This is a genomic window from Pseudochelatococcus sp. B33 (genome assembly GCF_053570585.1).
Map to the genome: position 1 here is coordinate 222,444 of NZ_JBSEFH010000001.1, position 23,225 is coordinate 245,668.

Here is a 23,225-nt window from a genome sequence, read left to right on the forward strand (position 1 = left end):
CGCGCCCCCGCGGCGGACACAGTTTCGCAGGACGGCGGACACGAAAAACGCCGAATCCGTCCCCGCTGTGCCGAATATCACACCCGGAGCTGACAATCCGTGCTTTTGTGAGCGGGAGTGGAATGGTCATACGGGAGGGAATGCCCTCGTCGGTCAGTCTCCCGGATTTATATGAAGCGATACGAGCGGCGATATTTTTCGATTTGTTCTTTGCAGCAGCTTTGAATATATTATAGTTATTCATGGAGATATATTATGGGCGGTATTACACCTCCATTTTTGGACGCGACTCCTTTCTTTTATCTTCCCAAGGTTCCCGAGCGCGTGAACGCGCCCCCGCAGAGTGTTGGCACGCCGCGGGCATACGAGCGCAGAAATGCGGTCCTTGCCAACACGGTGAGCCCTTTCGCCAGCCAGACCGACACGGCGCAGACCGTCAAGCAGCTCGTCGTCGATGTACCCCCCAGCGCGTCGGTGCTTGTGGACGGGACCGGCAGCACGGTGGTCAGGGCCGCGGGTAGCGGCTCCCCCGTCTCGGGGCTCGAAGGGAACGACGACAATCGCATGCCGCCGCCTCCCGGCGTGGGGGCCGATACCGTGATAAAGGACGCGGCCGTTCTGCCCGACCCTGTGCCGAGCGCCGCCGCCCGCAAGGCCACCCTGCTCTCGGCCTCGGCTTTCGATGGCCTGAGAAACCTCGGCTACGGCGGGGTCGCGGGCATATTCTCCGCCAGGACCGCAGAGGAGGCAGCAGGGGCTGTCGGCTGGACGAACAGATTGCTGGACAAGGTGGCCGATGCGGCGAACGACCGTCTTGCCAAGGATTCCGCTTCCCTTCTGGGCCGCTTCCTCAATTTCGTGGTTTCGAAGCTGCGCGACAACAGCGCGAATTCGCAGGAAGCCGCGAAGACGTTTTTCCACGCCGTGCATGGCAAGGGCCGCGTCGAGGCGTTTCAGGCGCTGCGGGAAATGGTCCGGCCGGAGGAACGACATCATTTCAAGCTGAACGTGTTGGAGCACGATACCGGCGAGTGGCAACTTCAGATGCTGGCTGGAGATCTGGAGCTTTTCAAGAGCGGAAGGCTTCCGGCGGAACATCCGGCGCGGCCGCAGATCGAAGACGCGCAGCGGATCGCAGAGGTTTCCAACATGCTGGGCGGGCTCAATCCCCCCGTCGACGCGGAAAAGGAGCTGCGCCTCATGCAGGCAAACGGCGACATCCGGGCGTTCCAGGCATTGCGCGCCCGGCTCGCGCCTGCGGATCAGGCTCTTGCCAAGGTCATCGAGACGTCCGACGCCGCGGGCTGGTACTACACGCTGAAGGTCGGCGGGACGGAAATCTTCAGCAGCACGGCCCTGTTGGACGACACCCTGACGCATGCCGATAAGTCACAATTGACCGGCGCGGGACCGCTGACCGAGGTGCAGACGGAAACGCTGCACCACAAACTGGAAAATGCCGTCTTGGCGACAAGGATCTCCCGCCGGCTTTTCGAGAGCCCCCGTGACGATGGCGCAGTTCCAGACATCGGCGACCTTGAGGCGATTGAACGGGACGTGGCGAAGACCCTCGCCGACAAGACGACGACGTGGGAGAAGTATGCGGCAATTGCGGAATTCGTCGTCGCACGGACGAGCCCGGGGATGTGCATGTCGTCGAAGCAACATCCAGATGCGGTGGAGCTGAAGGTCGAAGCAGGCGCGGCCTATACACTGCTTGTGGACGGACAGCCCATGCACACCGCCATTGCCGGCGACGATGACATGGCGCATATAGCCGCCGCGACGATCCGGATCGACATATGCGGGAAGCTGGCTGCTCGTTTCATCTCCGATGGCCATACCGTGGACAACTTCCGGCAGGCCAATATCCAATGCATGAGCGACGATCAGGCGGTCCGGGATTTCATCAGCGCGAATCTGAATGATGCAACCTATTCGAGCGACCGGTTCCTGAGGATCGAACAGCCGCTCGATGCGGACGGAAACGTGGCGGCTGAATTTTCCGCTGTATTCCGGTCGGATGACGGAAGCGAAAAATCCATCACTTTCGCCAACCGGATGAGCTCCAGAAACGAGTTACGGGGCGGTATCCTGAAAAGGATGCTTGACGACAAAACCGAACCTTATCGCCACTTGGCCGATTTGACGGCGCGCGGGTATATGTCTGCAACGGATAGCGTATTGCTCTATGCGCTAATGCCGGTGACCGGAGTCATCGCCGAGGAGGCCCTGAGGCTCTCCGAGCTCGGCATCGATACCGGGAAAGGCTCGGAATTGCTGCTCGCAACCGGGAAGGTCGCGGTGGGAAATGGGGTGACGGTGGGGGGCATGTTTCCTCACAGCGTGGGCCTCTGAACAGCGGGGGCCTCTGATTAAAAGCCTGTCGCCGGACACGACAGGCCTTCGCTGAACCGCAAGTCCGAGACAAATCTTGGCGGTTCCCGCGCATTGCGCTCCCGCCCCTGACATGCTACGCGCCTGACACGTTTCGTTAACCCCGTGTCCGGTGCGCAGCATGTCTTCGCTTTTGATCGCCCCTTCCATCCTCGCGGCCGACTTCGCGCGTTTCGGGCCGGAGGTCGAGGCCATTGACCGGGCCGGCGCGGACTGGGTGCATGTCGATGTCATGGACGGGCATTTCGTGCCCAACATCAGCTTCGGCCCCGAAGTGGTGCGCGCCATCCGGCCGCTGACGCAAAAGATCCTCGACGTGCATCTGATGATCGCGCCCGTCGATCCCTACCTGCCCGCCTTCGCCGACGCCGGTGCCGATATCATCACCGTCCATGCGGAAGCCGGGCCGCACCTGCACCGCTCGCTCCAGACCATTCGCAATCTCGGCAGGAAGGCCGGCGTCGCCCTCAATCCCGCGACGCCCGCGAGCGCGCTCGAATACGTGCTCGACGATCTCGATCTCATCCTGGTGATGAGCGTCAATCCGGGCTTCGGCGGCCAGTCCTTCATCCCCTCGGCGGTCGACAAGGTGGCGCGGGTGAAGGCGCTCGTCGGCGAGCGGCCGATCGTCATCGAGGTCGACGGCGGCGTGACAGCCGAGACCGCGCCCGCCATCGTCAAGGCCGGCGCGCGGGCGCTCGTCGCGGGCTCGGCCGTGTTCAAGGGCGGCGAGAGCGCCTATGCGCACAACATCGCCGCCATCCGCAGGGCGGGCGAAGCCGCCATCGGTGAATGGGTCTGAGCCGTGCTCATCCCGCCGTCTCCCCGGTCATCGCCGCTATGTCGGCTTTCAGCCCCTTCAGCCGATCGAGCAGGATTGACGTCACGACGGCCACGGCCTCACCCGCCTTCCGATGCCCGCCATACGCAACGCCATCGGCAATGAACCCGAGGGCCTCGGCGAGGCTCACGACCGTGGATAGCTCGTCATAGAGGTCGTGAAGGGACTTGGCGGTCATGCCGCGCCTCCGGTTGTTGCTTTGACATTAGACGAATAATATAAAGTTACACTAACAATAAAGTCAACATCAAAAATGTAAAGTTGCACTTTTAATGTCGATCACAGCTGCCCAATGCCGCGCCGCGCGGGCTCTTATCGCATGGTCGCAGGATGAGCTTTCCGTCGCGTCAAAGGTGGCGAAGGCAACGATCGCCAATTTCGAGGCAGGCAGGAGAGTGCCCTATGATCGAACGCTGAACGACGTCCGCACGGCCCTCGAAGCCGCCGGCGTCATCTTCGTCGATGAAAATGGCGAGGGACCGGGTGTGCGGCTGCGCAAACAGCAGGCTTCGCATGGGGGTTGCTCCGGTTAATATGGAACACGCGATGTGATACGAATTCGATCACTAGATTACATTTGATCACATGTCAATCAAGAGATATGAAATTGATCACAGGTCGTCAAATTGCTGCAGCGCGCGCGCTGTCAAAAATCAGCGCGGAGGAGCTTGCGAAGCTTGCCCAATTGGGGGTCGCAACGGTTCGCAGGGCAGAGGCGGCCGACGGCCAACCCAACATTACCGCGGCGAATCTCGCTGCCATCCGCACGGCCCTTGAAGCCGCCGGTGTCATCTTCGTCGATGAAAATGGCGAGGGGCCGGGTGTGCGGCTGCGGAAACGGGTAGAATGAACACTGCGTTTGCTGATATCGCGATCCAGCACCAAACCGAAAACGGGCACCGTTTTCTGGATAAATTTGATGCACAAACAAAAGGTTAGAGAAAAATAGCGATTCGTGTTCAATGCATTCTGCTCTAACATGACACGTGACAGAGGTTTGAAGAGATGATCCCGCGCTACAGCCGCCCCGAGATGGTCGCCATCTGGTCGCCGGAGACGAAGTTCCGCATCTGGTTCGAGATCGAGGCGCACGCCACCACCGCCCTCGCCAATCTCGGCGTGGTGCCGAGGGAGGCGGCTGAAATCGTCTGGGAAAAGGGCTCCAAGGCCACCTTCGACGTGGAGCGCATCGATGCGATCGAGCGCGAGGTCAAGCACGACGTCATCGCCTTCCTGACGCATCTCGCCGAGATCGTCGGCCCCGAGGCGCGCTTCGTGCATCAGGGCATGACCTCGTCGGACGTGCTCGACACCTGCCTCAACGTGCAGCTCGCGCGCGCCAGCGACATCCTCATCGCCGACATCGACGCGCTGCTCGCGGCCTTGAGGCGCCGGGCGTTCGAGCACAAGCTCACGCCCACCATCGGCCGCTCGCACGGCATCCACGCCGAACCGGTGACGTTCGGCCTCAAGCTGGCGCAGGCCTATGCCGAATTCGCGCGCAACCGCGAGCGGCTGGTGAACGCGCGCAGGGAGATCGCCACCTGCGCCATCTCGGGGGCGGTCGGCACCTTCGCCAACATCGATCCCTCGGTGGAAACCTATGTCGCCGAGAAGCTCGGCCTCGCGGTGGAGCCGGTGTCGACGCAGGTCATCCCGCGCGACCGGCACGCGGCCTATTTCTCGACGCTCGCGGTCATTGCCTCGTCCATCGAGCGGCTGGCGACGGAGATCCGCCACCTGCAGCGCAGCGAGGTCTACGAGGCGGAGGAGTTCTTCTCCGAGGGGCAGAAGGGCTCGTCCGCCATGCCCCACAAGCGCAACCCGGTGCTGACCGAAAACCTCACCGGCCTTGCCCGCATGGTGCGCGCCTACGCCCTGCCGGCGCTGGAGAACGTGGCGCTGTGGCACGAGCGCGACATCTCCCATTCCTCGGTCGAGCGCATGATCGGCCCCGACGCCACGGTAACGCTCGACTTCGCGCTGGCCAGGCTCGCGAACGTCATCGACAAGCTGGTGGTCTACCCGGAGAACATGCGGGCCAATCTGGACAAGCTCGGCGGGCTCGTGCATTCTCAAAGGGTGCTGCTTGCGCTGACGCAGAAAGGCGTTTCGCGCGAGGACGCCTACCGGTTCGTGCAGCGCAACGCCATGCCCGTATGGCGCGGCGAAGGGGATTTTTTGAGTTTGCTCAAGAACGACAAGGATGTTCGCGCCGCGCTGACGGAGGCCGAAATCGAGGAGAACTTCGATCTCGGCTATCACCTCAAGCACGTCGATACCATCTTCGAGCGCGTGTTCGGAAAGGCTGAGCCTTGAGGGAAGCCGATGCGCATCTCCGAATGTGACGTCCTCATTGTCCCGGGCCTCCACAACTCGGACGAGGAGCACTGGCAGTCGCGCTGGGAGAGCCGTCTCGTGTCCGCCTCGCGCGTCGTGCAGGCCGACTGGTCCCGGCCCGATCCCGACGCATGGGCCGGGAGGCTGCGCGAGCGGGTCGAGGCCGCGACGCGGCCTGTCGTGCTGGTGGCGCACAGCCTGGGCGTGCTGACGGTGGTGCGCGCCGCGCCGCTGCTGCCGCCGGGCAGGGTCATCGGCAGCTTCCTGGTCGCGGTGCCCGACCCGGAGAAGACGGACGGCCAGCCGCCGGCGGTCGCCCTGTTCGCGCCGGCGCCGACCGATCCCCTGCCCTTCCCGTCGCTGCTGGTCGCGAGCCGCAACGATCCCCATTGCAGCTTCGAGCGGGCGCAGGCCATCGCGCTCGACTGGGGCGCGGCGCTGGTCGACGCGGGCGAGAGCGGCCACATCAACGCCGCCTCGGGTCATGGCCCGTGGCCCGAGGGCCTGATGCGGCTGGGGCATTTTCTCGGACGCCTCGGGTGAGCGGCGTCATCCACCGCCAGATGAGCGACACCCGGCCTGACGACCGATTAATCGGTTCTCCGGGCGTGCTTTTTTGCCCACCAATCATTACATTGGAATAGCGATTCGGCGGCATGCCGTCGCCTGTTCGTTCCCGGCCCGAGTGCCCCCCGCATGTACTTTAAGGAAGCGTAATGTCCGAACCCGCCCGCGAGCTTCTTCCCGACGAATACGGCGCCGATTCCATCAAGGTGCTGAAAGGGTTGGACGCCGTGCGCAAGCGTCCGGGCATGTACATCGGCGACACCGACGACGGCTCGGGCCTGCATCACATGGTCTATGAGGTGGTCGACAACGCCATCGACGAGGCGCTCGCCGGCCACGCCACCGCCGTGACCGTCACGCTCAACGCCGACGGCTCGTGCACGGTCACGGACAACGGCCGCGGCATCCCCACCGACATCCACCCCGGCGAGGGCGTGTCGGCGGCGGAGGTGATCATGACCCAGCTGCATGCGGGCGGCAAGTTCGACCAGAACTCCTACAAGGTTTCCGGCGGCCTGCACGGCGTGGGCGTGTCGGTCGTCAACGCGCTGTCGTCCTGGCTCAAGCTGCGCATCTGGCGCGGCGGGCGCGAGCATTTCCTGGAATTCCGCCACGGCGAGGCGCAGGCGCCGCTCGCCGTCGTCGGCGACGCGCAGGGCAAGCGCGGCACGGAGGTCACCTTCCTGCCGAGCTCCGAAACCTTTTCGCTGACGGAGTTCGACTACGCCACGCTGGAACACCGGCTGCGCGAGCTCGCCTTCCTCAACTCCGGCGTGCGCATCACGCTCACCGACAACCGCTCGGCCGAACGCAAGGTCGAGGAACTGTTCTACGAGGGCGGCATCGAGGAGTTCGTGCGCTACATCGACCGCGCCAAGCAGGCGCTGATCGCCCGGCCCATCGTGGTGCGCGGCGAGCGCGACGGCATCACCGTCGAGGTGGCGCTGTGGTGGAACAACAGCTACCACGAGAGCGTGCTGCCCTTCACCAACAACATCCCCCAGCGCGACGGCGGCACGCATCTGGCCGGCTTCCGCGCCGCCCTCACCCGGCAGGTGAACGGCTATGCGGAAACGTCCGGCATCGCCAAGAAGGAGAAGGTCTCCCTCACCGGCGACGACTGCCGCGAGGGGCTGACCGCCGTCATCTCGGTGAAGGTGCCGGACCCCAAGTTCTCGTCCCAGACCAAGGACAAGCTCGTGTCGTCCGAAGTGCGCCCGGTGGTCGAGAGCGTGCTCAACGAGACGCTGGCGGCGTGGTTCGAGGAAAACCCGGCCGAGGCGAAGGCCGTCGTCGGCAAGGTGGTGGAGGCGGCGGCGGCGCGCGAGGCGGCGCGGCGGGCGCGCGAGCTCACCCGCCGCAAGGGTGCGCTCGACGTGGCCTCGCTCCCCGGCAAGCTCGCCGATTGTCAGGAGCGCGATCCGGCGAAGTCGGAACTCTTCCTCGTCGAGGGCGACTCGGCCGGCGGCTCGGCGAAGCAGGGCAGGAACAGGGAATATCAGGCGGTTCTGCCGCTGCGCGGCAAAATCCTCAACGTGGAGCGGGCGCGCTTCGACAAGATGCTGTCGAGCCAGGAAATCGGCACGCTGATCACGGCGCTGGGCACCGGCATCGGGCGCGATGACTTCAAGCCGGAGAAGCTGCGCTACCACAAGATCATCATCATGACCGACGCCGATGTGGACGGCAGCCACATCCGCACCCTGCTGCTCACCTTCTTCTTCCGCCAGATGCCGGAGCTGATCGAGGGCGGCCATATCTTCATCGCCCAGCCGCCGCTCTACAAGGTGGCGCGCGGCAAGTCGCAGCAGTACCTCAAGGACGAGCGGGCGCTGGAGGACTACCTGATCGAGGCCGGCACCGAGGGCGCGGTGCTCAAGGTAGCGAGCGGCGAGGAACGGGCGGGCGCGGACCTGCGCACGCTGGTCGAGGAGGCCCGCGTGGTGCGCCACGTCCTCGACCATCTGCACACGCGCTACAACCGGGCGGTGGTCGAGCAGGCGGCCATCGCGGGCGCGCTGCGTCCGCAGATCGCCGACGATCCGCAACACGCACAGGCCACGGCCGACTACATCGCCAGGCGGCTCGATGCCATCTCCGACGAGACCGAGCGCGGCTGGGAAGGGCGCGTGGCGGAGGGCGGCTTCGTGCTGTCGCGTCTGGTGCGCGGCGTCAAGCAGGTCGCGGTGCTCGACACCGCCCTGCTCGAATCCGCCGACGCCCGCCGTCTCGACGAACTCGCCCCCCACCTGCAGGACGCCTACGGCAAGCCCGCAAGCCTCATCCGCAAGGGCGAGACCCTGCCGGTCACCGGCCCCGTGTCGCTGTTCGAGAGCGTCACGACCTCCGGCCGCAAGGGCCTGCAGATGCAGCGCTACAAGGGCCTGGGCGAGATGAACCCGGATCAGCTGTGGGAGACGACGCTCGACCGCGACAACCGCTCGCTGCTGCAGGTGCGCATCCGCGAGGTGGCGGCGGCCGACGACATCTTCGTCAAGCTGATGGGCGACACCGTGGAGCCGCGCCGCGAGTTCATCCAGGACAACGCGCTGAACGTGGCCAATCTGGACGTGTGATGCCGCCAGCGCAGCCGCGCCATGTATGAAGCGCTCTTGCACGCTCGAGCGTCTGACGGCACCCTCCGCGCGCGGCGGCCATCGCCGACTCCGTTGGCATGAGAATTTGATTATGACCTCCGTCCGCACGTCCTCACCCGGGACTGCCGAGCCTGCGCCGCGCGCCTTCGGCCTCGGCACGGTGCTCGCCATGGCGGCGGTCTGCGGCTTTGCGGTGGCCAACAATTACTACAACCAGCCGATGATGGTGCTGATGGCGCTCGACCTCGGCGCGTCGACGGATTCCGCCGGCTTCATCACCACTGCAACGCAGGCGGGCTACACCGTCGGCGTCGCGCTGCTGGCGCCGCTCGGCGACCGTTTCGAGCGGCGCGGCCTCATCCTGCGTGTGACCGGGCTGCTGGTCCTGGCGCTGCTGGCGGCGAGCCTGGCGCCGACGTTTCCGCTGCTGCTGGTGTCGAGCTTCTTCGTCGGCATGTTCTCGATCGTGGCGCAATACACCATTCCCCTCGCCGCCGCGCTCAGCGCGCCCGACAGGCGCGGCAGCGTCATCGGCATTCTCATGGCGGGACTGCTGACCGGCATCCTGGGCGCGCGGGCGCTGGCGGGCTTCGTGGCCGAACATGCCGGATGGCGGGCGATGTTCCTGATTGCGGCCATGATCATGGTGCTGGTCGCGGGGCTCGCGCGCCTCACCTTCCCGAAACTGGCGGCGACGTCCTCGCTCGGCTACGGCGCGCTGCTGCGCTCGCTGCTGCCGCTGTGGCGGGCGGAGCCGGTGCTGCGCGAGGCGACGATCGTCGCCGCCTTCGCCTTTGCCACGTTCAACGTGTTCTGGGCGACGCTCACGCCCCATCTCGCCAGCCCGGAACTCGGCTACGGCCCGACGGTGGCCGGACTGTTCGGCCTCATCGGCCTCGCCGGAGCGCTTACCGCGACCGTTGCCGGGCGCCTCGCCGACCGTTTCGCACCGCGCGCCATCGTCGGCGCGGCGGTGGCGCTGCTGGTGGCCTCCTTCCTGCTGTTCGGCGCGAGCGGACATGTCATTCTGGGCCTCGTCGCCGGCGTCATCGTGCTCGACATCGCGTTGCAGGGGGTGCAGATCGCAAGCCAGACGCGCATTTTCGCGCTCCAGCCGAATGCCCGCAGCCGGATCAACACCATCTTCATGACCGCCTATTTCATCGGCGGCACGTCGGGCTCGTTCATCGGCACGCTGGCCTGGCGGCATGGCGGCTGGGCGGGCGTGTCGCTGGCGGGCACGGGGCTTGCTCTCCTCGGCCTCGCCATTCATCTGCTCGGGCCACGATTGTTCGCCGTTCGCTCTTGACGCTCATCCAGCATCTGCCAAACTCCCTGCAACTGGAAGGAGAGACGCATGCGTGGCAATCTATTTGCGGCGGCCGTCGCAGTTTCGCTGACCATGTTCGCCGGCGCGGCAGACGCCGCCTGCCAGGGTGGGGCCGGTTTCGGATCCTGGCTGCAGGGTGTGCGCAAGGAAGCGCTCGCGGCCGGCATCTCGCCCGCCGCCGTCTCCGCCGGGCTCGACGGCCTGACCTACGATCCGGGTATCGTCAAGCGCGACCGCGGCCAGGGCGTGTTCGGCCAGAGCTTCCTGCAGTTCTCCGACCGCATGGTGTCGAGCGGCCGGCTCCAGCAGGGCCGCAGGCAGATCGGCGCCCATCGCAACACATTCGGCCAGGTCGAGGCGCAATACGGCGTTCCCGCTTCCATCATCGCCGCCTTCTGGGGGCTGGAAACGGATTTCGGCGCCAACAACGGCAAGTTTCCGGCGCTGCGGTCGCTCGCCACCCTGGCCTACGATTGCCGCCGGCCGCAGCTTTTCCGCCCGCAGCTCATCGATGCACTGCGCCTTATCGAGCGCGGCGATCTCGCGCCCTCCCAGTTCGTCGGCGCATGGGCCGGCGAGGTCGGGCAGGTGCAGTTCATGCCCTCGGACTACCTGCGCTACGCAGTCGATTTCAACGGCAACGGCAGGCGCGACCTCATCCGCGACACCGCCGACGCGCTCGGCTCCGCCGGCAATTACCTGGCAAAACTCGGCTGGCGGCGCGGGCAGCCGTGGCTGGAGGAGGTGCGCGTGCCCGCGCAACTGCCGTGGGAGCAGACGGGCCTCGACCGCGCGCAGCCGCGCTCGCGCTGGGCAAGCCTCGGCGTGACCCGGGCCAACGGCTCTCCCCTGCCCGCCGACGGCCTGTCGTCCTCGCTGCTGCTGCCGATGGGCAAGGACGGCCCCGCCTTCCTCGCCTATCCGAATTTCCATGTGCTGCTGAAGTGGAACCAGTCGTTCATCTACGTGATCACGGTCGGCTATTTCGCCAACCGCCTCGACGGCGCCCCGCCGGTGCGGCGCGGCGGCAAGGTCGACCATCTGGGGCCGAAACAGGTGAGCGAGGTGCAGCGCCTGCTCAACGCGCGCGGCTTCGGCGGCGGCAAGGTCGACGGCATCATCGGCGCGGACACGCGGTTGGCGACGCGCGCGGCGCAGCTCAAATACGGCCTGCCCGCCGACGGCTACCCCACGGCCGCGCTGCTCGCGAGGCTGCGCGGCGGATAGGGCCGGCGGCCCAGGCAACTCGCGGCCAAGGCACCCGACAGGCCCTTGCATTACGCGCCGTTTCGCGCGACAAGCGGCCTTCGCCAATTTTCATGCATGCAATGACCGACACAGAAACTCAGCAGGTTCGGACCCCGCAGGCCCGCCGCCGGACCTTCGCCATCATCTCGCACCCCGACGCCGGCAAGACCACGCTGACCGAAAAGATCCTGCTTTTCGGCGGCGCGATCCAGCTTGCCGGCGAGGTCAAGGCCAAGAAGAACCGTGTCCAGACCCGCTCGGACTGGATGGGGATCGAGCGCGAACGCGGCATCTCGGTCGTCACCTCGGTGATGACGTTCGAATACGGCGGCTACGTCTTCAACCTGCTCGACACGCCGGGCCACGAGGACTTTTCGGAAGACACCTACCGCACGCTGACCGCCGTCGATTCGGCGGTGATGGTGATCGACGCCGCCAGGGGCATCGAGGCGCGCACGCGCAAACTGTTCGAGGTGTGCCGGCTGCGCGACATCCCGATCGTCACATTCATCAACAAGCTCGACCGCGAGATTCGCGACCCGTTCGACCTGCTCGACGAAATCGAGAAGACGCTGGCGCTCGACACCGCGCCGATCAACTGGCCGATCAGCCGCGGCAAGTCCTTCGCCGGCACCTACAATCTCGCCGAGAACACGGTGCGCCAGATCGACAGGGACGGCCCCGCCATCGCGGTCGACGGCCCGGACGACCCGACGGTTCTGGCCCTCGTGCCGGAATACGAGCGCGACGCGTGGCTGGAGGAGATCGAGCTCGCCCGCGAGGGCTGCCGGCCGTTCGACCTCGCCGCCTTCCGCGAGGGACACCTGACGCCGGTGTTCTTCGGCAGCGCGCTGCGCAACTTCGGCGTGAAGGACCTCATCGACGCCATGGGCCGGTTCGCGCCCCCGCCGCGCGAGCATGAGGCGCAGACCCGCACCGTGCGGGCGGACGAGCCGAAGATGACCGGCTTCGTGTTCAAGATCCAGGCGAACATGGACCCGAACCACCGCGACCGCATCGCCTTCATGCGCATCTGCTCCGGCAAGCTGTCGCGCGGCATGAAGGCGAAGCTCGTTCGCACCGGCAAGCCCATGAGCCTGTCCGCCCCGCAGTTCTTCTTCGCCCAGGACCGCGCCATCGCCGACGAGGCCTATGCCGGCGACGTCGTCGGCATCCCGAACCACGGCACGCTGCGCATCGGCGACACCCTGACCGAGGGCGAGGACATCGTGTTCCGCGGCGTGCCGAGCTTCGCGCCGGAGATCATGCGCCGCATCAAGCTCACCGACGCCATGAAAGCCAAGAAGCTGCGCGAGGCCCTGCAGCAGATGGCAGAGGAAGGCGTGGTGCAGCTCTTCATCCCGCAGGACGGCTCGGCCCCGATCGTGGGCGTCGTCGGCGCGCTGCAGCTCGACGTGCTGAAAACCCGGCTCATGGGCGAATACGGCCTGCCGATCGACTATGAGACGACGCGCTTTTCGGTGTGCCGCTGGGTCGACAGCGACGACCGGCGGGAGCTGGACAAGTTCATGAACGCCAACGGCTCGGCGCTCGCGGTCGACCTCGACGGCGCGCCGGTGTTCATGGCCTCCACAGCCTTCTCCCTCAACTACGAGGTGGAGCGGTGGCCGGAGATCCGGTTTACGGACATCAAGGATTATCAGGTGGAGCGGACGTGAGGTCCGTGGATGCGGCTGTCGCTCACGCCAGATCGGTGTGGGCGAAATCGTTGCCCTTGTAGAGCAAGGCGACCTTCAACTCTTTGGCACAGGCGTAGGCGAAGCAGTCGCCGAGATTGAGGCTGGCGGCATGTCCGATACTCTTGCCATAGGCCGCGCTTGCCTCAATCGCCCGTCTGCCGATTGAGGCCGAGAGCGCTACTTCCTCGGCATCAATCGCTGCGACAAATTCGTCTACAGCCGCCTGCGCCTGCAACAAAAACTGCGGGATCCGCTTCACAGCCCCTACCTCACCGGCCTTCTGTCGCGCAAGGGCAACGACAGCCTCAAATCTGACCAGCGGCGAGATGAAAAAAGGCCCGTCGGCGTCCTCCAGGCGTTTTCTGATCTCCTCGTAACCCGGCTCGCGCCAGAGGATGGCGACGATGACGGACGCGTCCACAAACATCAGCAGCCCCACATCTCATCCATGTAGGCCTTCATATCGAAGTTGGGATCGCCCGGCCCCATCGCATCGGCGAGCGCGATGGCGCGATCGAGGCGTTCCCGCAACGGCTGTGCACGGCGCGCCTCGGCGAGCTGCGCCTGCAATGCGCGGCGAACGGCCTCCGTCTTGGTTTTCGCCTTGGTAAGCTTGCGGACCTCTTCCGCGAGCGCATCGACCTCAGGATCGCGAATGAACAGCGCCATGAGATATCTCCTTTGGATATTCATATATCACGAAGGAGATATCATGACGAGTCCGCCTTCAATCCCCCGCCATCACCAGCGCCCAGTACACCTTGTATTTCGACCCCGGCGCGTAGGCCGTGGCGATGCCGAAGCGGGTGGCGGATTGTTGCAGCAGCACCCGGTTGTGCTGCGGCGACTCGCGCCAGCCGGAAAACGCCTCGGCCAGCGTCCGGTATCCGGCCGACAGGTTCGCGCCCGGCTCGCGCACCCCCTGCCCCGCGAGGCGGCGCTTGAGCGCGTCGGCGGATGCGGGCCTGTCGGCGCGCGCCGCTGCCGTCGCGCTCGCCGAGGCTTCACCGGCGAGCGCGGGGTCGAAGCGCACCGGCCCGAGCCCGTGGTTGCGGCGATAGGCCGACAGCACTTCCGCCGCGGCATCGGCGTCGACCACCGCGCCGGCGTGGTCGAGCGTGCGGTAGAAGGGCGCCACACCCGTCGCGGGTGGCGTCGAGCAGCCGCCGAGGCCCAGCAGCAGGCAGACCGTGGCCGCGGCCTTGGCCGAAAACAATCCCGCTATCGTCATGGTGTCGTCCCGTCATTGCCCTGATGCAACTGGTGGCTGTGGAGCGCGTCCCCGCCCACCGTCGTACTCCTGCCCGAAGCCCACTCCTCCAGCGCCATGGGCCGCACGGGCACGAGATCCTTGTCGCGCAGCGCGCGCAGCACGGCGAAGCTGAGCTCGCTCGACACCGACAGCCTGCTCTCCACATTGCCGATGAAGCAGCGCAGCTCGAAGCGCAGCATGGCGGGCTCGAAGGCGCGCAGCAGCACCAGCGGCGCCGGCGTTTCCAGCACCTGCGGGTGGTCTTTCGCGCATTTCAGCATCATCTCCCGCACCTCGTCGGGATCGGCCCTGTAGCTCACCCCGACGGATATGATCACCCGGCCTATCCTGTCGCGATGCAGCCAGTTCACCACCGTGCCCGAGACGAGGCTGGAATTGGGCACGATCACCGCCGCCCGGTCGAAGGTCTCGATCTCCGTCGCGCGCACGTTGATGCGCTTCACGTAGCCTTCGTCCTGCCCCACCACCACCCAGTCGCCCACCTTGATCGGCCGCTCCCACAGCAGAATGAGGCCCGAGACGAAGTTGTTGACGATGGATTGCAGGCCGAAACCGATACCGACCGACAGCGCGCCCGCGACGATCGTCAGCCGCTCCAGGCCGAGGCCGAGGCTGGCGCTGGCGAGCCCCGCGGCGAGGAAGAAGGCGAGATAGCCGACGCCGGTCGCGATCGAGTTGCGGATGCCGGGGTCCATGCCGGTTGCCGGCAGAAAACGCGTCGAGAGCCAGCCCTGGATCATGCGGCCGATGGCCAGCGTGACGGCGAAGGTGAACACCGCGCTCAGCAGCGCGACCGGCGACAGGCGCACCTCGCCGATGGAAAACCCGTTCTGGATGAAGTTGAACAATGACAACGAGAACACATCGTTCGACTCAAGCCCCCACGGCGCCAGGATCAGCAGAACGCCGATCGCGAACAGCAGCAGCTTGGCGACGCCGGCGAAGAGAATGCCGATCTGCTCCAGCGTCCGCCGCCTCAGGCCGACGCTGGTCTGCAACACGAGCGACACGCGCGTGTTGCGCTTGGGCATCTCGATCGCGATCTCGTCGACCAGGGTCGCGACGATGAACAACAGGCCGATGACCGACGCGTACCACACCATCTGGTCAACGAGGAACGCGGCGAAGGCGATGAAGCCCGTCAGCACGGCGGCGATGATGACGAGCGTCGCGAGCCAGGCCGCGACGCGCACGAGCGTCCACACCTGCGGATCCGCCGACACATAGGGACCGAAATCGTCCTCGACCGGCCTGACGCGACGGCGCAGCCCCTGCAACGACCAGAACATCACCAGAGCGACCGCAAGCGTCGACAGTCCCTCGACCAGCGCCACCAGCGCCAGACTGGCGTCGATCGCCCCCACGACCACCTGCGCGAGCTCCCCGGCCAGAATGACCAGCGTCAGCCTCACGCTCGAGCGATAGAGGTGCCGGGCGGTGTCGTCGTCCATGGGGAAAAGGCGCCACTGCGGCACGTTGGGCGCGAACAACGCCCGCGCCAGCGCGCGCATGAAGACGACGAAGCCGCCGCTGAAAAGCAGCCAGACGACCACCACCTCCATGCGCCCTTCGGTCAGCCCCTGGGCGTCGAGCCCGGCGAAGACCGCCAGGAAAGCCAGGATGATCGGCAGGGACACGCCCACCATGAGGCTGAGCGCCTTCAGCGCCCGCCGCAACCGTGGCGGATCGGCCTCGTCGCGCGAGCGGTTCGTCATCTGCGGCAGGAACCGGCGCTGCAGGAAGGACAGGCCCGCCCACACGACCAAACCCGAAAGCGACGTCCAGGCCACGCCGTCCCTGGCGCGCTCCTTGGCCTTCACCAGCCATTCACCGAATATCCGCCGGCCGTTCGCAAGGCTCTCGGGCAGGCCGGCGGCCGCGTCCACCCACAGCCGGGGCGACAGCAGGCTGTAGGTGTGCGCGAAAACCTCGTTGGCGAAAGCCTCTCGGCGCTGGTCGTTGATGGCCGTCGCGACCTGGGTCGCCCGCACCAGCGTGGCCTCGGCGAGATTGATGGTGGCCTGCAGCTCCGCCAACGCACGTGTGCGGTCCTCGCGCTCGTGGGCGGTGGCTTCCGCCTCCGGCGGCTCGCCCTCCGCCGGGCGCGGCCCCAGTTGCGCCAGTTGCGCGTTCAGCGCCGCGGCGCGCGGCGACAGTTCGGCGATCAGGCCACGGATCTTCCCGCTGGTGTCGACGACACGGGCGCGCAGCTCGGAAAGCTGCTCCTCGGCCAACGAGCCGGCGGCCATTCGGGCTTCGAGCTGGTCCAGCTCCGAACGCACGTTGTTGAGAATCTCGTGCTGCAGCGCCCGCCGCGATTCGGAGCCGCCATGGACGGCGGGCGGCGCATCGGCGATGTCGCTGCGCGCCGCACCCGGCGCGATGCAGACGGCGAGCAGGACGACCATCAGCAGGCCCGCCACAGCTGCCGGCATGGTCCACAACCGCACCGATTTCCGCATCTCCCCCGCCATCACGCACCGTCGGAAACGAGTTCGTCCCGCAGGAACGCGCGCACGTCATCGCGCGCCACGTCACGGGCGATGAAGCTTTCGCCGATGCCGCGCGCCAGGATGAAGGTCAGCGCGCCGCGGCGCACCTTCTTGTCCTGGGCCATGGCATCGAGCAGGCTGTCCGCGTCGCCGATGTCGCCCGGCACGTCCTGCAGACGCGTCGGCAGGCCCACGGACCGCAGATGCCGCGCCACGCGTTCCGCGTCCTGCCCGGATGCGAGGCCGAGCTTTGCCGAGAAGCGGAAGGCAAGCGCCATGCCGATGGCGACCCCCTCGCCATGCACCAGCCGCGCGCCGTCGTAGCCCACCGCGCGCTCCAGCGCGTGGCCGAAGGTATGGCCGAGGTTGAGCAGCGCCCGGTCGCCGTTCTCGTGCTCGTCGCGCGCCACGACGGCCGCCTTGGCAGCGCAGCTCGTCGCCACCGCATGGGCGCAGGCATCGCCGGCCTCGAACACCGCCGGCCCGTTCGCCTCGCACCATTCAAAGAACGGCCTGTCGTCGATGAGGCCGTATTTCAACACCTCGGCGTAACCGGCGCGGAATTCGCGCTCGCTCAGGGTGTCGAGCAGCGCGAGATCCGCCACCACGAGCGAGGGCTGATGGAAGGCGCCGACGAGGTTCTTGCCGTGGGGCGAGTTGATGCCCGTCTTGCCGCCGACGGAGGAATCGACCTGGGCCAGCAGGGTCGTCGGCCATTGCACGAAACGCACGCCCCGGCGCAGGCTGGCGGCGGCGAACCCGGCGAGATCGCCCACCACGCCGCCGCCCAGCGCCAGCACCAGATCGCCGCGCTCGATGCGGGCGGCGATCAGCTCATCGCACACGCGGGCGAACTCGGCGTAGGATTTCGACCCCTCGCCCGGGGGCACGGCGACGCGCGCCACCCGAAGCCCCGCAGCCTCGAGCGCCGAGACCACCGCCGCGCCGTGCAGATTGCCCACCGTCTCGTCGGTGACGACGGCAACGGCGCCGCCGGGCGCGAGCGCCGCCACGCGGCGCGCGCCTTCGCCCAGGATGCCGCGGCCGATCACAATCTCGTAAGCGCGTTCTCCGAGCCGCACGGGAACGGTGACGAGTCCCGCCTCCGTGTCGGCATGAGCGGGAGCGGGGGAATCGGCGGTCATGGAAAGGCTCCGATCAGGGTCTGGAAACGGTCATATCCTTGAACTAGCCATGGTCCGCGGACACGCATAATGCTGGCTGGGCCTGTCTTTTATAGGTTGGCGTCGAGAAGCGCCACAAGTTCGTCAACGATCAGATCGTGCGGCGCCTCGTGCGACACCAGCGTCAGGTCGGCCTGGGCGTAGACGGGGTAGCGCTCATCCATCAGCCGCCGCAACGTCGCTTCCGGATCCTCGGTCTGAAGCAGGGGGCGGGTCGGGCGCTTGCGCACGCGCCGCAGCAGGGTCTCGACGTCGGCCTTCAGCCACACGGACACGCCGGCCTCGCCGATCCGCGCCCGCGTCTGCGGATTCATGAACGCGCCGCCGCCGGTCGCGAGCACCTGCGGCCCCTCATGCAGCAGACGGTCGATCACCCGCCGCTCGCCCTCGCGGAAATGCGCCTCGCCGTGCACGCTGAAGATATCCGGAATGGCCATGCCCGCGGCGGCCTCGATCTCGTTGTCGGCGTCGACGAACGGCAGGCTGAGGCGCTGGGCGAGCCGGCGGCCGATGGTGCTCTTGCCCGCGCCCATCATGCCGATCAAGCTGATCGTGCGCCGCCCCAGCCGGGAGAGGATCCGTTCCACCACGGCCGGGTCGTCCTGCGCGGGATGAGAAGCCCCGTTGCCGCCGACACCACCGATGCCGGCGGCATTCGCATCGCCGCCATCATCCGCCCCCACCGGTCGTTCCTCCTGCATGCCTTTCCCCGCCGATCCCAAGCCAGCAACATGCGACAGATGCCCGTGCTTGTCGATCATATGCCGTTTACTATCATGGGATAAATGTCAGTCATCGCCCCGGGCCGGTGATACCGTCCGGGCGAAAGGTCTGCCTCCAGGGAGGCGCAAACGCCCCGGACAGGGACCGGCGGCGCCGGAGCGGGAGCACCCGAGCCGTCAGAGAACGCGAGCCGCTGAAAGACTCATGCCGCTGGAAGACTCATGCTGCCGGAGAACCTATGCCGACGCTTTTTCGCCTGCTGATCATCCTGGGCATTCTCGCCGGCCTCGGCTACGCCGGCATGCTCGCCATCGTCACCTTCCTGCCGCCCGAGAGCCGCGAAATCACGGTCACCATTCCGGCCGACCGTCTCCAGCCCTGATACATCCCCGCCGCGCCGGATAACCCCCATGCCGATGCCCCTCTCCCCCGCCAGTCTCTCCGCCGACGATGCGATGGCGCTCTATCTCGACATGCTGGCCTCCGAACGCGGCGCGTCGCGCAACACGCTCGATGCCTATCGTCGCGACCTTGCCGACTATACCGGCTTCCTGCGCGCGCTGCGCAAGACGCCGGACGAGGCCACGTCCGATTCCATCCGCGCCTTCCTCGTCGATCTCGACGAACGCGGGCTCAAGGCGACCTCGGCGGCGCGAAAACTGTCGGCGGTGCGCCAGTTCCACCGCTTTCTCTATACGGAGGGGCATTGCCGCACCGATCCGGCAGCGGCCATCGAGGGGCCGCGGCGCGGGCAGGCCCTGCCCAAGGTGCTGTCCATCGCCGAGGTCGACAACCTGCTGGCGCAGGCGCACGCGGGCGTCGACAACGAAAACCTGCCACTGGCGAAGCGCCTGATCCGCGCCCGCATGGCCTGCCTGCTGGAGACGCTCTACGCCACCGGCCTCAGGGTGTCCGAGCTCATCTCGCTGCCGGTCTCGGCGGCGCGCACCCGCGAGCGCTTCCTGATCGTGCGCGGCAAGGGCGGCAAGGAACGTCTCGTGCCGCTCACCGACGCCGCCCGCGACGCGGCCCGCGCCTTTCTCGCCCTGCGCGAGAGCGGCCCGCTCGAGGCGGCGCGCTCGCCGTGGCTGTTTCACGCCGACAGCGCCTCGGGCCATATCACCCGGCAGGCATTCGCGCGCGATCTCAAGGAGCTTGCCGTGAACGCCGGCATCGCGCCGGGGCGCATCAGCCCGCACGTGCTGCGCCACGCCTTCGCCAGCCATCTGCTCCACAACGGCGCCGATCTCCGGGTGGTGCAGGAGCTGCTCGGCCATGCCGACATCGCCACCACCCAGATCTACACCCACGTGCTCGACGAACGCATGAAGGAGATGGTGCGCGACCTGCACCCGCTGGCCGACGGCCGCGCCGGCGATGCCCGGCCGGAAAATGCATAGCTGACGCTATCTCCCCCCGTCGATATTGCGCACGGTCCCGCCGGCATGCGATGCTACGGATCATCGGGCAGCGGCGGGAACCCACGCATCGGCGTGGCCGGACGGGCGCGGCGGGGCGGGCCAGGGGAGATCATGGCGGGCGTTGAATCGGGGTGGGGCGACGTCGTCGGACTGGCCGCGGTCGTTTTTCTGGTGTTTGCCAACGGATTCTTCGTCGCGGCGGAATTCTCGCTCGTCGCGGTGCGGCGCAGCCGGGTGGCCGAGCTCGTCAAGGCCGGACGGCGCAACGCGGCCACGCTCCAGCGGGCCGTCGAGCATCTCGACGGCAATCTCGCCGCCACCCAGCTCGGCATCACCATCTCGTCGCTGGCGCTCGGATGGATCGGCGAGCCGGCGCTGGCGCATCTCATCGAGCCGTGGCTCTCCGGCCTTCCCGGCAGCCTCGGGACCATCGGCTCGCACACGCTGGCGGTGGCCATCGCTTTCACCTTCATCACGGCACTGCACATCGTGCTCGGCGAGCTCGCGCCGAAAAGCCTCGCCCTGCAGCGCAGCGAGGCGACGGCGCTCGCCGTGGTGCACCCGCTCAACATCTTCCAGTTCTTCTTTCGCCCGGCGATCGTCACCCTCAACGGCATGGGCAACCTCGTCCTGCGGCTCGTGGGCCTGCGTAGCGGCGAGGGCGAAGGGGCGAACTATTCGCCCGAGGAGCTGAAGCTGCTGATGGCCGCGAGCCAGCGCGCCGGCGTGCTGCAGCAGGCGCAGCTCGAGGTGGTGGAGCGCGTCATCAACCTCAGCAACCGCCGCATCGGCGATTTCATGACCCCGCGCCTCGATGTCGAATGGGTCGATGCCGACGACCCGCCCGAGGAGATCCTCGACACCATCCGTGAGTGCCGCCACGCGCAGATGCTGGTGAGCCGGGGCGCGCTCGACGAGGTCATCGGCATCGTGCTGAAGGAGGACCTGCTCGACAGCGTCCTCGACCGCCATCCGCTCGATGTCGCGAAACTCGCCCGCGAGCCGCTGGTGGTGCACGAGGCTACTCCCTTCCTGCGCGTGCTGGAGCAGTTCAAGCAGCGGCCGGTGCGGCTCGCCGTCATCGTCGACGAATACGGCGGTGTGGAGGGCATCGTCACCCAGACGGACCTGCTGGAGGCCATCGCCGGCGAGCTGCCGAGCGTGGACGACGAGGAGCCTTCCGTGGTGGAGCGGGCGGACGGCTCGCTGCTCATCGACGGCATGATGCCCGCCTATGAGGCGTTCGAGCGCCTCGGCCTGCGCGACCCGCCGCCGGGGGGCGACTTCCACACCATCGCCGGCTTCGTGCTGCACGAGCTCGGGCGCATCCCCAATGTCGGCGACGCCGTGGAGTGGCGGAACTGGCGCTTCGAGGTCGTGGACATGGACGGCCGGCGCGTCGACAAGCTGCTTGTCGCCCGCACGGACGTGTAGGACGGTTACGGTTACTCCTTGCGGATCGGGGCGCCGTCGTCGCGGGTCGGCACCTTCCGGCGCACGAAGCTCCTGCCGGTAGGGGCCGGTTCGCCGTTCGCCGCATCGGGATGCGCTTGCGCTTCCGACGCCGGAGGCGCGGACGCAGGCCCCGCCTCTCCCGGCGCCCCGTTCTCGCCGCGCGCGCGGCGTCCGCCCACCGGCAGCGTCACCGCCACCGGCCAGCGCGCCTTCGGGCGGCTGGTGCGGAACTGGCCGTGCGCGATGGCCCAGAAGGCGATGATGGTCACGGCGAGCGTCGTCACCCACCACGGAAAGGCGACGCCAACCCCGAAGCACGACAACGCGAAGGCGCTCGCCACCGTCGCCAGCAGGCCGGGGACGAGCAGGCCCGATCCCGCAGGCCCGCTCGCCAGCCCCGCAAAGCTGCGCACCACGAAATAGAGTGTCAGGGCGGCAAATATCGCGCCGACAGCGCCCAGTTCGAACCACAGCTCGAACGGCAGGCCCTGGGGCGTGTGCGCCGGGATGCTCCCGTCGAGGCGGGCCGGCAGCAGGGTGTCGAGCCCGTGGCCGAGGATGAAGCCGCCGGGTTCGCCAAGGATCAGCGTCTGCCAGGCGGCGAGTCCGCCGCGCAGCGCATGCTCTTCCGCCAGCAGCAGCCCGGCCAGCGGCGACAGCAGCACCGCTATCAGCGGCGCGACGAGCAGGATGCCCGCCGTGCCCCAGGCCACCACCCGGTTGCCGGCCACCGGCCGCCGCAGCGCCAGCGCGTAGATGACGACGCCCGCCGCGAAACCGCCGAGCGGCACCCACAGCCGGGCGGCGATGAAGGCCGCCGCCGTCACCACCGCCAAGGTCGCTGCGAGCCCCCGACGACTGCGCGATTCGAGCCACGCCACCGCCGGCCAGAACGCGACCGTAAGCCCCGTGAGGCCGCGCTCGAAGGTCGCCGTCTCGCCGAGCAGCACCTCGCGCGGGCGGGTGGCGAGCAGCGCCAGCGCCAGCAGCGCGGAGGCGGCGACGCCGATGCTGATGAGATAGAGATTGGACGCGCGCACCCGCTGCGGCAGCAGCGACACCCCGAGCAGCGCCAGCAGGAGGGCCTGCACGATGTTGAACAGCTTGTCGAACGCCTCGCCCCGATCGGGCGCCCAGAATATCGACAGCGCCGTCCACGCCAGCAGCAGCAGCCCGGCTATGCCGGCAGGCCGCGAGAACCACGCGCCGGCGGCGCGCCCCAGCCCGCGCGGCGGCGCCTCGATCACGCTCGAGACGATGAGCAGCGACACCCCGACCGGCGCGAGCACAACCGTCGATCGGCGCGACAGAAACGACGCGAGCGGCAGCAGCACCGTCAGGATCGCGAAGCCCAGGCGGCGCAGCAGGGCGGCTGCGTCGGCTGCCGGATCGAGCGGGGGCGTGCGGGTGTGCGTGACCATACCCAGAAACATTTCCAAAACCGGCGGGCCCGATGCACGCCTCCCTCGTTCACCGTAGCTTGTGCGCGGCGCGGATGCTGTAGGGCGAATGCAACACTGCCGCGGAATGCTGCGCATGCGAGCGGGCGCCGCTTTTCCCAATCGGGCCAGTCCCATGCCGAAGGCACTTCACGCCGGCGGGTGGCCGCGGCGCGGGCGCCGGATACGGCAGCCGGCGCGACATTCATGGAACTGTC

The 23,225-nt window shown here is 67.3% G+C and carries 20 protein-coding genes and 1 pseudogene; 13 read left to right on the forward strand and 8 right to left on the reverse strand.

Annotated elements, in window-relative coordinates:
- Positions 1-255: 255 nt before the first annotated feature.
- Positions 256-2,358: a hypothetical protein gene (locus ACUSIJ_RS00985; protein ID WP_449306474.1), complete on the forward strand. Its 2,103-nt coding sequence runs from the start codon at positions 256-258 to the stop codon at positions 2,356-2,358.
- A gap of 160 nt (positions 2,359-2,518) precedes the next feature.
- Positions 2,519-3,199 (forward strand): ribulose-phosphate 3-epimerase, encoded by a 681-nt coding sequence (rpe, locus tag ACUSIJ_RS00990; RefSeq protein ID WP_449306475.1) that lies wholly within the window; start codon positions 2,519-2,521, stop codon positions 3,197-3,199.
- Between the two features lie 7 nt (positions 3,200-3,206).
- On the opposite strand, the gene ACUSIJ_RS00995 is transcribed toward rpe, so the two are convergent.
- Positions 3,207-3,416 carry a hypothetical protein gene (locus ACUSIJ_RS00995; RefSeq protein WP_449306476.1) on the reverse strand — a complete coding sequence of 70 codons (210 nt, stop codon included), beginning with the start codon at positions 3,414-3,416 and terminating at the stop codon, positions 3,207-3,209.
- Between the two features lie 94 nt (positions 3,417-3,510).
- Here ACUSIJ_RS00995 and ACUSIJ_RS01000 point away from each other — a divergent pair.
- The 8 genes and pseudogenes from ACUSIJ_RS01000 to ACUSIJ_RS01035 form a co-directional block, all read left to right on the forward strand.
- A pseudogene (locus tag ACUSIJ_RS01000) lies at positions 3,511-3,741 on the forward strand (helix-turn-helix domain-containing protein); the annotation flags it as partial.
- A 98-nt stretch (positions 3,742-3,839) separates the two neighbouring features.
- The gene (locus ACUSIJ_RS01005; protein WP_449306477.1) at positions 3,840-4,088 is read left to right on the forward strand and encodes a transcriptional regulator; all 249 of its coding nucleotides are present in this window, start codon (positions 3,840-3,842) and stop codon (positions 4,086-4,088) included.
- A 155-nt stretch (positions 4,089-4,243) separates the two neighbouring features.
- Complete coding sequence (gene purB / locus ACUSIJ_RS01010) at positions 4,244-5,557, forward strand: adenylosuccinate lyase (protein WP_449306478.1); 1,314 nt, start codon at positions 4,244-4,246, stop codon at positions 5,555-5,557.
- Between the two features lie 9 nt (positions 5,558-5,566).
- Positions 5,567-6,121 (forward strand): RBBP9/YdeN family alpha/beta hydrolase, encoded by a 555-nt coding sequence (locus ACUSIJ_RS01015; RefSeq protein WP_449306479.1) that lies wholly within the window; start codon positions 5,567-5,569, stop codon positions 6,119-6,121.
- Between the two features lie 173 nt (positions 6,122-6,294).
- Positions 6,295-8,721 (forward strand): DNA topoisomerase (ATP-hydrolyzing) subunit B, encoded by a 2,427-nt coding sequence (gene gyrB / locus ACUSIJ_RS01020; protein WP_449306480.1) that lies wholly within the window; start codon positions 6,295-6,297, stop codon positions 8,719-8,721.
- Positions 8,722-8,833: 112 nt separating this feature from the next.
- On the forward strand, positions 8,834-10,051 hold the full coding sequence (locus ACUSIJ_RS01025; protein ID WP_449306481.1) for an MFS transporter: 1,218 nt from the start codon (positions 8,834-8,836) through the stop codon (positions 10,049-10,051).
- 48 nt (positions 10,052-10,099) lie between these two features.
- Positions 10,100-11,299: a lytic murein transglycosylase gene (locus tag ACUSIJ_RS01030; RefSeq protein WP_449306483.1), complete on the forward strand. Its 1,200-nt coding sequence runs from the start codon at positions 10,100-10,102 to the stop codon at positions 11,297-11,299.
- Between the two features lie 92 nt (positions 11,300-11,391).
- Positions 11,392-12,999, forward strand: coding sequence for a peptide chain release factor 3 (locus ACUSIJ_RS01035; RefSeq protein ID WP_449306484.1), 1,608 nt, complete (start codon positions 11,392-11,394; stop codon positions 12,997-12,999).
- Positions 13,000-13,021: 22 nt separating this feature from the next.
- Here ACUSIJ_RS01035 and ACUSIJ_RS01040 read toward each other — a convergent pair whose 3' ends face one another.
- The 6 genes from ACUSIJ_RS01040 to ACUSIJ_RS01065 form a co-directional block, all read right to left on the reverse strand.
- Entirely contained in the window at positions 13,022-13,450 is a 429-nt protein-coding gene (locus ACUSIJ_RS01040) for a type II toxin-antitoxin system VapC family toxin (protein WP_449306670.1), read from the reverse strand.
- Complete coding sequence (locus ACUSIJ_RS01045) at positions 13,447-13,689, reverse strand: type II toxin-antitoxin system VapB family antitoxin (RefSeq protein WP_449306485.1); 243 nt, start codon at positions 13,687-13,689, stop codon at positions 13,447-13,449. Before ACUSIJ_RS01045 ends, ACUSIJ_RS01040 begins: the two co-directional genes overlap by 4 nt.
- Before the next feature lie 58 nt (positions 13,690-13,747).
- Entirely contained in the window at positions 13,748-14,251 is a 504-nt protein-coding gene (locus ACUSIJ_RS01050; RefSeq protein ID WP_449306486.1) for a CAP domain-containing protein, read from the reverse strand.
- Positions 14,248-16,728, reverse strand: coding sequence for a DUF3772 domain-containing protein (locus ACUSIJ_RS01055; RefSeq protein ID WP_449306487.1), 2,481 nt, complete (start codon positions 16,726-16,728; stop codon positions 14,248-14,250). The genes ACUSIJ_RS01050 and ACUSIJ_RS01055 overlap by 4 nt, the downstream gene beginning before the upstream one ends.
- Before the next feature lie 38 nt (positions 16,729-16,766).
- Positions 16,767-17,930 (reverse strand): 3-dehydroquinate synthase, encoded by a 1,164-nt coding sequence (aroB, locus tag ACUSIJ_RS01060; protein ID WP_449306488.1) that lies wholly within the window; start codon positions 17,928-17,930, stop codon positions 16,767-16,769.
- Positions 17,931-18,019: 89 nt separating this feature from the next.
- On the reverse strand, positions 18,020-18,670 hold the full coding sequence (locus ACUSIJ_RS01065; RefSeq protein WP_449306489.1) for a shikimate kinase: 651 nt from the start codon (positions 18,668-18,670) through the stop codon (positions 18,020-18,022).
- 260 nt (positions 18,671-18,930) lie between these two features.
- Between ACUSIJ_RS01065 and ACUSIJ_RS01070 the strand changes: the two genes are divergently transcribed.
- From ACUSIJ_RS01070 to ACUSIJ_RS01080, 3 genes are all read left to right on the forward strand, one after another.
- A complete protein-coding gene (locus ACUSIJ_RS01070) occupies positions 18,931-19,074 on the forward strand; it encodes a histidine kinase (RefSeq protein ID WP_449306490.1) in 144 nt (47 codons plus the stop codon).
- A 28-nt stretch (positions 19,075-19,102) separates the two neighbouring features.
- Complete coding sequence (locus tag ACUSIJ_RS01075; RefSeq protein ID WP_449306491.1) at positions 19,103-20,092, forward strand: site-specific tyrosine recombinase XerD; 990 nt, start codon at positions 19,103-19,105, stop codon at positions 20,090-20,092.
- Between the two features lie 132 nt (positions 20,093-20,224).
- The gene (locus tag ACUSIJ_RS01080) at positions 20,225-21,547 is read left to right on the forward strand and encodes a hemolysin family protein (protein WP_449306492.1); all 1,323 of its coding nucleotides are present in this window, start codon (positions 20,225-20,227) and stop codon (positions 21,545-21,547) included.
- Between the two features lie 11 nt (positions 21,548-21,558).
- On the opposite strand, the gene ACUSIJ_RS01085 is transcribed toward ACUSIJ_RS01080, so the two are convergent.
- A complete protein-coding gene (locus tag ACUSIJ_RS01085; protein ID WP_449306493.1) occupies positions 21,559-22,989 on the reverse strand; it encodes a peptide ABC transporter permease in 1,431 nt (476 codons plus the stop codon).
- Positions 22,990-23,225 lie beyond the last annotated feature (236 nt).

Bases quoted from the DNA above. Each gene is read 5' to 3' on its own strand.
- ACUSIJ_RS01005 (WP_449306477.1), top strand. From the start codon at position 3,840: ATGAAATTGATCACAGGTCGTCAAATTGCTGCAGCGCGCGCGCTGTCA.
- ACUSIJ_RS01075 (WP_449306491.1), top strand. From the start codon at position 19,103: ATGCCGATGCCCCTCTCCCCCGCCAGTCTCTCCGCCGACGATGCGATG.
- aroB (WP_449306488.1), bottom strand. From the start codon at position 17,930: ATGACCGCCGATTCCCCCGCTCCCGCTCATGCCGACACGGAGGCGGGA.
- ACUSIJ_RS00985 (WP_449306474.1), top strand. From the start codon at position 256: ATGGGCGGTATTACACCTCCATTTTTGGACGCGACTCCTTTCTTTTAT.
- ACUSIJ_RS01025 (WP_449306481.1), top strand. From the start codon at position 8,834: ATGACCTCCGTCCGCACGTCCTCACCCGGGACTGCCGAGCCTGCGCCG.
- ACUSIJ_RS01085 (WP_449306493.1), bottom strand. From the start codon at position 22,989: ATGGTCACGCACACCCGCACGCCCCCGCTCGATCCGGCAGCCGACGCA.
- ACUSIJ_RS01050 (WP_449306486.1), bottom strand. From the start codon at position 14,251: ATGACGATAGCGGGATTGTTTTCGGCCAAGGCCGCGGCCACGGTCTGC.
- ACUSIJ_RS01070 (WP_449306490.1), top strand. From the start codon at position 18,931: ATGCCGACGCTTTTTCGCCTGCTGATCATCCTGGGCATTCTCGCCGGC.
- ACUSIJ_RS00995 (WP_449306476.1), bottom strand. From the start codon at position 3,416: ATGACCGCCAAGTCCCTTCACGACCTCTATGACGAGCTATCCACGGTC.
- ACUSIJ_RS01065 (WP_449306489.1), bottom strand. From the start codon at position 18,670: ATGCAGGAGGAACGACCGGTGGGGGCGGATGATGGCGGCGATGCGAAT.
- rpe (WP_449306475.1), top strand. From the start codon at position 2,519: ATGTCTTCGCTTTTGATCGCCCCTTCCATCCTCGCGGCCGACTTCGCG.
- ACUSIJ_RS01035 (WP_449306484.1), top strand. From the start codon at position 11,392: ATGCATGCAATGACCGACACAGAAACTCAGCAGGTTCGGACCCCGCAG.
- ACUSIJ_RS01055 (WP_449306487.1), bottom strand. From the start codon at position 16,728: ATGCCGGCAGCTGTGGCGGGCCTGCTGATGGTCGTCCTGCTCGCCGTC.
- gyrB (WP_449306480.1), top strand. From the start codon at position 6,295: ATGTCCGAACCCGCCCGCGAGCTTCTTCCCGACGAATACGGCGCCGAT.
- ACUSIJ_RS01015 (WP_449306479.1), top strand. From the start codon at position 5,567: ATGCGCATCTCCGAATGTGACGTCCTCATTGTCCCGGGCCTCCACAAC.
- ACUSIJ_RS01080 (WP_449306492.1), top strand. From the start codon at position 20,225: ATGGCGGGCGTTGAATCGGGGTGGGGCGACGTCGTCGGACTGGCCGCG.
- ACUSIJ_RS01030 (WP_449306483.1), top strand. From the start codon at position 10,100: ATGCGTGGCAATCTATTTGCGGCGGCCGTCGCAGTTTCGCTGACCATG.
- purB (WP_449306478.1), top strand. From the start codon at position 4,244: ATGATCCCGCGCTACAGCCGCCCCGAGATGGTCGCCATCTGGTCGCCG.
- ACUSIJ_RS01045 (WP_449306485.1), bottom strand. From the start codon at position 13,689: ATGGCGCTGTTCATTCGCGATCCTGAGGTCGATGCGCTCGCGGAAGAG.